The sequence below is a fragment of the Xenorhabdus sp. PB61.4 genome (assembly GCF_963894935.1).
Classification (GTDB): domain Bacteria; phylum Pseudomonadota; class Gammaproteobacteria; order Enterobacterales; family Enterobacteriaceae; genus Xenorhabdus; species Xenorhabdus stockiae.
This window is the reverse complement of record NZ_CAWQJR010000031.1, coordinates 1-10,367: the sequence shown is the minus strand read 5'-3', so window position 1 is coordinate 10,367 and position 10,367 is coordinate 1. Positions and strand designations below refer to the sequence as shown.

The following is a 10,367-nucleotide window of genomic DNA, read 5'->3' as shown; positions in this document are numbered from 1 at the left end:
TAATAATATTAACATGTGTTTTTAATGTTAAGTCGAAACTATAAAAAAACATTTATGAAGAATGGTTGAATAACTCTGTCTAAAAGAAGTCGGTTATCAACGTTCATTTTTTACTCATTCATTAAGGATAGATATGATAACGCTGCAATTTGCCATAATAATTATATGCTTATTGATAGGTACGCGTTATGCGGGCATGGGATTGGGGCTGATCAGTGGCATCGGGCTTTTTATACTGACATTTATTTTTGGATTAGAGCCAGGTAAGCCACCAGTTGATGTAATGCTAACTATTCTTGCAGTGATCGGCTGCGCATCTGTTTTACAAACTGCGGGTGGCCTGAATGTGATGATGCAGTGTGCTGAACGCCTTCTACGCCGCCATCCACAACACATTACTATTTTAGCTCCACTCACTACATGGATGTTAACTTTCCTTTGTGGTACAGGCCATGTGGTTTATACCATGTTCCCTATCATCGGTGATATTGCCTTAAAAAAAGGCATTCGCCCTGAACGTCCGATGGCAGTCGCATCTGTTGCCTCACAAATGGCAATTACTGCCTCTCCCGTTTCTGTTGCCGTCGTTTCTTTAGTATCAATTATCGCGGCCAGTCATGGTATCGGCCATGCCTACGGGATCTTAGAAATCCTGACCATTTCAATTCCTGCATCACTGACCGGGGTTGTACTTGCTGCATTATGGAGTTTACGCCGAGGTAAAGATTTAGATAAAGACGAAGAATTTCAGGAAAAAATTAAAGATCCTAAACAACGAGAATTTATCTACGGTAATTCAGAAACTCTGTTAGATCAGGTCTTTCCTAAACAGGCATACAGAGCCACCTGGATCTTTTTCGCTGCCATTGCAATCGTGGTATTGTTCGGTTCATGCACTGAACTACGGCCTGTTTTTGAAGTAAAAGGTGAATTAAAGCCACTCTCTATGAATCTGGTTATCCAGATGATGATGCTGATCGCAGGTTCAATCATTTTGATGACCTGTAAAGTCAAAACCAGCGAAATAGCTAATAGCGCCGTATTCAAAGCCGGAATGGTTGCTATCTTTTCTGTTTTTGGCGTTGCATGGATGAGTGATACCTTCTTTCATTCACATTTAGGCGATTTGAAACTGGTACTGGAAGATATTGTTCAGGCAAAACCCTGGACTTATGCATTAGTGCTGTTTCTGGTGTCAAAATTAGTTAACAGCCAGGCCGCAGCTTTGACCGCAATTGCTCCAATGGGATTACAACTTGGTGTTGATCCTAAACTTTTAATTGCCTTCTTTCCGGCGGCTTATGGTTATTTTGTTTTGCCTACCTATCCAAGTGATTTGGCCTGCATCGGTTTTGACCGTTCAGGTACAACAAAAATCGGGAAATTTATCATCAACCATAGCTTTCTTGTGCCGGGCCTGATTGGTGTTAGCAGTGCCTGTACAGTAGGGTATGTCTTAGTCAGCACTTTTATGTGATCCACGGAGTGGACTGACAGAATAGCTCGCTGATTGCGGGCTATTTATTTTTCTGAAAGAGAAACTAAAAAGGCCAGCAAATTGCTGGCCTATAACTTTCGGATGTAGCAAAAGCGTATTATTTAGCGCCCAGACGCTCTTTAATACGAGCTGCCTTACCAGAACGCTCACGCAGGTAGTACAGTTTAGCTCTGCGAACAGCACCACGACGTTTAACATGGATGCTGTCTACGACTGGGGAGTGAGTCTGGAATACACGCTCAACGCCTTCGCCGTTAGAAATCTTACGAACAGTGAATGCAGAGTGCAGACCGCGGTTACGAATCGCGATAACCACGCCCTCGAATGTCTGCAGACGCTTTTTAGAACCTTCAACGACCCATACCTTAACTTCCACGGTGTCACCCGGACGGAATGAAGGTACGTCTTGCTTCATCTGCTCTTGTTCAAGTTGTTTAATAATGTTGCTCATAATAACTCTCTTACCCTAGGTAAACTGATATATCAGAGACATTCCTTTATTGGACATGTCTAGATTAATTCGTTGCCTGATCCTGATATTCCTGTTGGAATTCAGCCAGCAACATCCTTTGCTCGTCAGTCAGAGCTAGGCTTTCTAGAAGTTCGGGCCTTCTTAGCCAAGTACGACCCAGTGATTGTTTCAAGCGCCAGCGATCAATTTGGGCATGATTTCCTGACAGTAAAACTGACGGGACTTCCATCCCATCCAACACTTCAGGGCGGGTATAATGCGGGCAATCCAACAGCCCGTCAGCAAACGAGTCCTCTTCTGCCGATGCCTGACGCCCCAACACCCCCGGAATAAACCGGGATATGGAATCAATCATTGTCATCGCAGGAAGTTCTCCCCCGCTGAGAACGTAATCACCGATAGACCATTCTTCGTCAATTTCGGTTTGGATAACGCGCTCATCAATACCTTCATAGCGGCCGCAAACCAGAATTAATTTCTCATTTGCTGCCAGTTCGCAAACTCCCTGTTGGTCGAGTTTACGTCCCTGAGGTGAAAGATATATCACCTTTGCACCAACACCAGCCGCTGCTTTAGCTGCCTGAATGGCTTCCCGTAATGGTTGCACCATCATCAGCATGCCAGGACCACCACCATAAGGGCGATCATCCACAGTACGATGCCTGTCGTAGGTAAAATCCCGCGGACTCCAGCAATCGATACTGAGCAGGCCATTTTTCACTGCCCGACCAGTTACCCCGTAATCGGTTATTGCGCGGAACATTTCAGGAAACAGGCTAATTACCCCAATCCACATATAGCGTCCCACTTCTCAACCGGTTTACCGGAGATTAAAAACTAGGATCCCAATCTACTTCAATAATTTTGGTAGCGAGATCAACTTTCTTGATAACCTGCCCATCAAGAAACGGAATCAACCGCTCCTTGATACCGAATGCATCTTTCAGGTTTGCCTTTATTACCATCACATCGTTCGACCCGGTTTCCATCATATCCTGGACAATGCCAAGGTTATAACCCGCCGTATTGATTACCTGGCAACCCGTGAGGTCTTTCCAGTAATAATCACCGTCTTCCAGTGTTGGTAATTGGGATGAGTCCACCACTACTTCACTGTTAGTGAACAGATTAGCGGCATCCCGATCATCAATACCTTTAATTTTGATGATCAAATCCTGATTGTGATATTTCCATGTTTCCAGCTCAACGTGTTGCCACTGGCCGGAACGCTGAATAAACCACGGCTGATATTCAAAGATGTCTTCGGCTTGTTCGGTGGAGGAAAAAACTCTGAGCCAACCACGTATGCCGTACGCTGACCCTAATTTCCCCAACACGATTGGATCAACAGGGTGCTCCAGGCCAGATTGTTTGCTCATTGTTACCACCGCGACAGATTAAGCTGCTTTTTTAGCGTCTTTGATCAGTGCCGCAACACGATCAGACACAGATGCACCCAGACCAACCCAATGTTCGATACGGTCCAGATCTAAACGCAGAGCTTCAGCATTCCCTGATGCGATAGGGTTGAAGAAACCAACGCGCTCAATGAAGCGACCATCACGCGCATTGCGGCTGTCGGTCACTACTACTTGATAAAACGGACGCTTTTTAGCGCCACCACGAGCTAAACGAATTGTTACCATAACATCCTCATTAGTTATCAAAACAACCAGACTCCATCGAGGAACGGAGTCCGGCTGTCCATGAAAAAGCCCGAAAATTTTACTCACTTTGGCGCAAAAAGCAATCCAAAGAGCATTTTCTTTCGAAATTTGTTGATTATCGCCCCATGAAACCAGGTGGCAGCATGCCTTTCATGCTCCGCATCATTTTTGCCATTCCACCCTTCTTCATCTTTTTCATCATGCGCTGCATTTCATCAAACTGTTTCAGTAAACGGTTAACATCCTGCACCTGGGTACCGGAACCCATTGCAATACGGCGTTTGCGCGATCCTTTGATAATTTCTGGCTTTTCACGTTCCTTGCGGGTCATTGAATTGATGATAGCTTCCATCTTAACCAGAACTTTGTCATCCATTTGAGATTTGACAGCATCAGGAACCTGAGACATGCCCGGCATCTTGCTCAACATACTCGCCATACCGCCCATGTTGCGCATTTGCTTAAGCTGATCAAGAAAATCAGTTAAATCAAAGCCATCACCTTTTTTCAGTTTTGATGCCAGTTTTTCCGCCTGACTCCGATCAACTTTGCTTTCGATCTCTTCAATTAAGGAGAGCATATCGCCCATCCCTAAAATCCGCGATGCAATGCGGTCAGGATGGAAAGGTTCCAGAGCATCTGTCTTTTCGCCAACACCAAGGAATTTAATTGGCTTACCCGTGATATGCCGGATAGAAAGTGCTGCACCGCCACGAGCATCACCATCGACTTTAGTCAGTACAACCCCTGTCAGTGGTAACGCTTCATTAAATGCTTTGGCCGTGTTTGCAGCATCCTGCCCCGTCATTGCATCGACAACGAACAGAGTTTCAATAGGTTTGATTGCCGCATGAACGTCTTTAATTTCATCCATCATGGCTTCATCGACATGCAGACGCCCTGCTGTATCGACCAAAAGCACATCATAGAATTTCAGTTTGGCATGCTGGGTGGCTTTATTAACAATATCAACTGGTTTTTCTTGTGGATCTGACGGGAAAAAATCAATTCCAACGGTTTCTGATAACGTTTCAAGCTGCTTGATCGCTGCCGGGCGATATACGTCAGCAGAAACAACCAGTACTTTTTTCTTACTTTTTTCTTTCAGCAGTTTACCCAGTTTTGCAACGCTGGTTGTTTTACCGGCACCCTGTAAACCCGCCATCAGAATGACTGCCGGGGGCTGAACAGCAAGATTCAATTCGCTGTTCACCTCTCCCATCGCCTTTACCAGTTCATTTTGAACAATTTTGACGAATTCCTGCCCGGGGGTTAGACTTTTGTTAACTTCATGTCCTACCGCGCTTTCTTTGACTCTTGAAATGAAATCACGCACTACAGGTAACGCAACATCCGCTTCAAGTAAAGCCATGCGAACTTCGCGCAGCGTATCTTTAATATTGTCTTCAGTCAGCCGTCCACGACCGCTGATATTGCGCAATGTGCGCGATAGTCTGTCAGTTAAATTATCAAACATTGTCTCAGCTCAGATATCTACAAGTGGGTCTACCTGTAAGGCAAATTTAGTGAATTATAACACGATGATTATGTAATCTCTGCAAAGAGATTCCCAAGTATGATTAACAACGGTTGGAGGCTATCCTCGCTGACGGTATACTTAAATTTTAAGTTAACTCTAATACTATTGCGAAAACGAAAAACTTTATGCCAGTATTTTCAATCATTGCCTCACTTGCTTATCTCATTAGCCTGACGCTCATCGTGCCGGGCTTATTGCGGCAACAAAACAGTTATCAAAAACTGGCTCTGCTTTTCGCAATTGTCGCTCTCTTCAATCATGGGATATCCCTAAAATATCAGGTGTTCCATGTCAGTAGTGGCCAAAATCTGACATTGCTGAATTTAGGTTCTATGGTTAGCTTACTGGTCTGTATCATCATGACGATTGTTGCCTTTCGTGGCCGTGCCTGGTTTTTACTGCCGATTGTTTACAGCTTTGCCGTGATAAATTTGATACTTGCAAGCATGGTACCCGGTGAATTCATTACTCATCTTGAAGGAAGCATTGGTCTATTTATACATATTGGGCTGGCATTACTGGGGTATGCCACGTTACTGATTGCAGCACTTTATGCGCTACAGATTAGCTGGCTGGATAATCGGCTGAAAAAGAAAAAGCTCACTTTCTCGCCTGGAATGCCTCCGTTAATGACTATTGAGCGCAAAATGTTTCACATTATCCAGGTTGGCGTAGTTTTACTAACATTGACGTTATGTACAGGCATCATGTATATGGATAATGTTTTCAATAAAGAAAATATCCATAAATCGGTTTTGTCCCTCCTCGCATGGTTTATCTATATCATGTTGCTTTGGGGACACTATCGTGAGGGATGGCGCGGTAAACGTGTTATTTGGTTTAATTTGATTGGTGCATTTATCCTGACACTTGCTTTTTTTGGTAGCAGATTGTTGCAGGAATTCATGACTTATTAAACCCGCAGCCAGCTTATATAAACATTAGGAAGGAACTCTGCTTTGGAGCATGTCTCAACAGGCACATTAATTATTGTTCTTGTCATCATGGTTATCATTTCTGCCTACTTTTCTGCCTCAGAAACCGGCATGATGACAATAAACCGTTATCGCTTACGTCATTTAGCTAAACAGGGTAGCAATCCTGCACGAAGAGTAGAATCACTGCTCCGCCATCCTGACAGGCTCATCAGCCTGATCCTGATCGGTAATAACCTTGTCAATATTCTGGCATCCTCACTGGCTACCATTGTGGGTATGCGTCTTTATGGCGATGCCGGGGTTGCAATCGCAACCGGGATACTAACTTTTGTGATTCTGGTTTTCGCGGAAGTTATGCCTAAAACTATCGCCGCGCTATACCCGGAAAAAGTTGCCTTTCCAAGCAGTTTATTATTGCGCCCACTACAGAAAATCATGCTGCCACTTGTATGGGCGTTTAATAAGATCACTTTACTGTTTATGCGCTGTCTGGGGATCAAAGCTTCTGGCATTCGTAATGATTCAGTCAGTAAAGATGAACTGAGAACGATTGTTAATGAATCAAACACCAACCTCTCACGCCGTAATCAGGATATGCTGATCTCGATACTGGATCTTGAGAAAGTCACTGTTGGTGACATTATGGTTCCCCGTAATGAAATTGTCGGTATTGATATTAATGATGACTGGAAATCCGTCATACGTCAGTTAACGCATTCACCACATGGCAGAATTGTGTTGTACCGGAATTCACTGGATGATGCCATTGGCATGCTGCGTGTGCGTGAAGCCTACCGTCTCATGATGGAGAAAAAAGAATTTACGAAAAAAAATCTGATCAGAGCCGCGGATAAAATTTATTTCATTCCTGTCAGTACACCATTAAATGCTCAGTTGGTTAATTTCCAGCGCAATAAGCAAAAAGCGAGTCTGGCTGTTGATGAGTATGGGGACATTCAGGGGCTAGTAACTGTAGAAGACATTCTGGAAGAAATCGTTGGTGATTTTACTACTTCTATGTCTCCTTCTCTGGCAGAAGAAGTCTTACCTCAAAGTGATGGTACGGTTCTGGTGGACGGTACAGCCAATATCCGTGAATTAAATAAAGCATTTGATTGGACACTGCCGGCTGACGGACCACGCACAATGAACGGCATGATTCTGGAAGAGTTAGGCGAGATCCCGGAGTTGAATGTTCAGGTGCAGATTAACGATTACAATTTTGAAATTCTTTCTGTCAATGACAATGTTATCAAAAAAGTACGTGTAACCCCGATGAAGAAGGGAGCAGCTAAAAATACTAAAACCAGCAGCTGATTGATAACATAACAAATCTGGCCGTAGAACGGTATTTTTACGGCCAGAATAACAAGTCTTACTATATTCAGCTTAATTCAACTCACACTACACTTGCAGTTCAACCAGTTTTTCTTCCGGTAAAGCCAGTTCGTCATTTTTATTAACACGAACATCTGCATCCAGAATGTGGCGGGCGATATCCTGTGCTTCCTGCAAAGAATGCATTTCATAAGTACCACACTGATAAACATTCAATTCAGGAATTTGTTTCTGATTCTGGACTTTCAGTACATCAGCCATCGCACCTTTCCATGCTTCAGCAACTCTGGATTCATCTGGAGCGCCAATTAAGCTCATGTAAAAACCAGTACGGCATCCCATTGGAGAAATATCGATAATTTCAACTCCAGCGCCATTCAGGTGGTTGCGCATAAAACCGGCAAATAAGTGTTCAAGTGTGTGAATGCCTTTTTCTGGCATGACTTCTTTGTTAGGAATACAAAAACGTAGGTCAAATACTGTGATAGTATCACCGTGAGGTGTTTTCATCATCTTGGCAACTCTAACGGCTGGTGCAGACATACGCGTATGGTCAACGGTAAAACTGTCCAATAAAGGCATGATCTTAATCTCCTCAGACATCAGATTTTTTTACGAAAAAAATTTTTCAGATAAATGAAACCTTTTTAATTACAGCAGGTCTTAATTAATGAAGACGCGCAAAATTGTTATCATCCTTATTTTTCTAAGAGACTTTTTTAATTCGGCCACCACTCGGTGGCCATTTTTATTTTTAAGACTCTGCATGTAATTTTAGATAATCATCAAAACTCATGTTGTCTTGCTGTTCCAAATTACGTTGTCGTTCTACTGAAGCTTCACGCTCCGCAGAAAAACGTTCATCGTTGAGTATACTATACGGCTCGTTGACTAACTCCAGATAATATTTATTAGCCAACTCCAATCCAAAACCATCAATCCCCTGAGTTTTCATCCGTTCTAATACACGGGCAGAAAATGTCAGCGATGGATCTTCAAACATACCAACCAGTTCCTTACAAACTGACTGATATTGTGACCCAGAGCAACTATCCAGGACCTCAGCAACACGTTCCAGATCTGCAAATAATTCCAGACCGACTACCTTGAGCGGTTGCAGTTCAATCCCATGACCAATACCAACATGAAGATCCGGTCTACGCCCTTCAAGGATCACTTTATTCCAGTTTTTACGGCAACAATCCAATTCTTCACTGCTCATTTCAGGCGAATCAGCCACTGCACACCATATCAGAAATAAATCCAGAAAACGGATCTGAGTTTCATCGACGCCAATCGATGTGAATGGATTGATATCTAGAGAACGAACTTCAATATATTCCACCCCTCCACGAAGTAAGGCATCAGAAGGCGTTTCTCCCTCTTCAGCAACTCGTTTAGGGCGTATAGGTGCATATAGTTCATTCTCTATCTGAAGAACGTTCGTATTCAGCTGTAGATACTTACCATCTTTTTTAATTCCCAGTGCTGCGAACTCATCCGACGGCTTGTGAATTGCTTTTTTAAGACCTTTTACATATGTATGAAGGCTATTAAAAGTAATATTCAGATCACTCTGTGATTTGTTGGTATACCCTAAGTCACTCATTCTCAAAGAAGTCGCGTAAGGTAAATAACAGGTTCCTTTTTCAGTCTGCTCAAAGGATAGCGCTGTATCTCTCCCGCGTAGAAACGAGGAACAAATTGCCGGTGATGCACCAAACAAGTATGGGATTACCCAACCGAACCGATAGTAATTGCGGATCAGTTTAAAATATCCTGCTGAAATTTGTTCTTTACCACTTTCTGCATCTTTTACACCTAACCATGCCTGCCAGAAGCTGATCGGTAGTGAAAAATTATAGTGCACGCCAGAGATGGTCTGCATCAATGCACCATAACGATTTTTCAACCCCTCCCTATACAGGGTCTTAAAACGCCCGATATTGGATTGGCCATACTGCGCCAGCGTAATGTCATCTTCCTTACCAATGAAGCATGGCATACTTAAAGGCCAGTTTTTTTCATTAACCAGATTCTTAGCAGTGTATCGGTGTAAGTCTTTAAGAAAATCTATAGTTCTTTTTATATCACTATCAACAGGGGTGATAAACTCCAACAAAGATTCAGCAAAATCAGTTGTAATCCATTTATGTGTTAAAGAAGCACCTAGAGATTCTGGATGCTTTGTCATAGCTAAATGACCGTCTGGAGTAACACGCAATGTTTCACGTTCAATACCGCGACAAATGCCATCTAACACGGCCGGATTTGCCTCTAACCATGACAATGCTTTTGATACATCCGGGATCAATTTGACCTCCCGTGGAGTTTTAATAAGATGATTATTGAGCACTTACTTTATATCAAACAAGCCAAATTGTCGCTGACTACATAGCGATGAAGATATGTTATTGAACAAAACACAAACACTAAATGGTAAAATAAATATAATGTATAAAACACAAAACGAAAAACCCCCGCCTTAATAGGCAGGGGTTCATCTAATATGGTGCATCCGGGAGGATTCGAACCTCCGACCGCTCGGTTCGTAGCCGAGTACTCTATCCAGCTGAGCTACGGATGCATCGTCAATTTTTTATGTTCTGTTCAGGTGCTGTCGCTTGCCCGATTTTCCAGAATTGAATACCCGATAAATCGAGATATTTAATATGGTGCATCCGGGAGGATTCGAACCTCCGACCGCTCGGTTCGTAGCCGAGTACTCTATCCAGCTGAGCTACGGATGCATTTTTAATTTTTTATGTTCTGTTCAGGTGCTGTCGCTTACCCGATTTTTCAGAATTGAATACCCGATAAATCAGATATATTTAATATGGTGCATCCGGGAGGATTCGAACCTCCGACCGCTCGGTTCGTAGCCGAGTACTCTATCCAGCTGAGCTACGGATGC

Annotated in this window: 10 protein-coding genes and 3 tRNA genes; 3 read left to right on the top strand and 10 right to left on the bottom strand. The window is 43.2% G+C overall.

The genetic code is table 11. From position 1 onward, the window contains the following. Window positions 1-133 precede the first annotated feature (133 nt). Window positions 134-1,477 (top strand): anaerobic C4-dicarboxylate transporter, encoded by a 1,344-nt coding sequence (locus AACX68_RS02915; RefSeq protein ID WP_228860560.1) that lies wholly within the window; start codon window positions 134-136, stop codon window positions 1,475-1,477. Window positions 1,478-1,595: 118 nt separating this feature from the next. On the opposite strand, the gene rplS is transcribed toward AACX68_RS02915, so the two are convergent. The 5 genes from rplS to ffh all read right to left on the bottom strand — a co-directional run bounded on the left by rplS (window position 1,596) and on the right by ffh (window position 5,114). Then, the gene (gene rplS, locus AACX68_RS02910; RefSeq protein ID WP_099110743.1) at window positions 1,596-1,949 is read right to left on the bottom strand and encodes a 50S ribosomal protein L19; all 354 of its coding nucleotides are present in this window, start codon (window positions 1,947-1,949) and stop codon (window positions 1,596-1,598) included. A gap of 64 nt (window positions 1,950-2,013) precedes the next feature. Continuing rightward, a complete protein-coding gene (gene trmD / locus AACX68_RS02905) occupies window positions 2,014-2,766 on the bottom strand; it encodes a tRNA (guanosine(37)-N1)-methyltransferase TrmD (RefSeq protein WP_228860559.1) in 753 nt (250 codons plus the stop codon). Window positions 2,767-2,800: 34 nt separating this feature from the next. Continuing rightward, window positions 2,801-3,349 (bottom strand): ribosome maturation factor RimM, encoded by a 549-nt coding sequence (rimM, locus tag AACX68_RS02900; RefSeq protein WP_228860558.1) that lies wholly within the window; start codon window positions 3,347-3,349, stop codon window positions 2,801-2,803. 18 nt (window positions 3,350-3,367) lie between these two features. Continuing rightward, window positions 3,368-3,616, bottom strand: coding sequence for a 30S ribosomal protein S16 (gene rpsP / locus AACX68_RS02895; protein ID WP_010845359.1), 249 nt, complete (start codon window positions 3,614-3,616; stop codon window positions 3,368-3,370). A 136-nt stretch (window positions 3,617-3,752) separates the two neighbouring features. Next, window positions 3,753-5,114, bottom strand: a complete 1,362-nt coding sequence (gene ffh / locus AACX68_RS02890) for a signal recognition particle protein (RefSeq protein WP_099119911.1) — start codon at window positions 5,112-5,114, stop codon at window positions 3,753-3,755. A gap of 188 nt (window positions 5,115-5,302) precedes the next feature. Here ffh and AACX68_RS02885 point away from each other — a divergent pair, with 188 nt between their 5' ends. Together AACX68_RS02885 and AACX68_RS02880 are read left to right on the top strand one after the other, a co-directional pair. Then, on the top strand, window positions 5,303-6,094 hold the full coding sequence (locus AACX68_RS02885) for a cytochrome C assembly family protein (RefSeq protein ID WP_228860557.1): 792 nt from the start codon (window positions 5,303-5,305) through the stop codon (window positions 6,092-6,094). Window positions 6,095-6,136: 42 nt separating this feature from the next. Beyond that, window positions 6,137-7,432 (top strand): HlyC/CorC family transporter, encoded by a 1,296-nt coding sequence (locus AACX68_RS02880; RefSeq protein WP_228860556.1) that lies wholly within the window; start codon window positions 6,137-6,139, stop codon window positions 7,430-7,432. Between the two features lie 87 nt (window positions 7,433-7,519). Here the strand turns inward: AACX68_RS02880 and luxS are convergent, their stop codons facing one another. The 5 genes from luxS to AACX68_RS02855 form a co-directional block, all read right to left on the bottom strand. Beyond that, entirely contained in the window at window positions 7,520-8,035 is a 516-nt protein-coding gene (luxS, locus tag AACX68_RS02875) for an S-ribosylhomocysteine lyase (protein ID WP_228860555.1), read from the bottom strand. A gap of 172 nt (window positions 8,036-8,207) precedes the next feature. Beyond that, the gene (gene gshA, locus AACX68_RS02870; RefSeq protein WP_228860554.1) at window positions 8,208-9,767 is read right to left on the bottom strand and encodes a glutamate--cysteine ligase; all 1,560 of its coding nucleotides are present in this window, start codon (window positions 9,765-9,767) and stop codon (window positions 8,208-8,210) included. Window positions 9,768-9,963: 196 nt separating this feature from the next. Continuing rightward, window positions 9,964-10,040: transfer RNA gene (locus tag AACX68_RS02865), tRNA-Arg, on the bottom strand. Window positions 10,041-10,126: 86 nt separating this feature from the next. Continuing rightward, window positions 10,127-10,203 (bottom strand) — tRNA-Arg (locus tag AACX68_RS02860). An 87-nt stretch (window positions 10,204-10,290) separates the two neighbouring features. Further along, window positions 10,291-10,367 (bottom strand) — tRNA-Arg (locus AACX68_RS02855).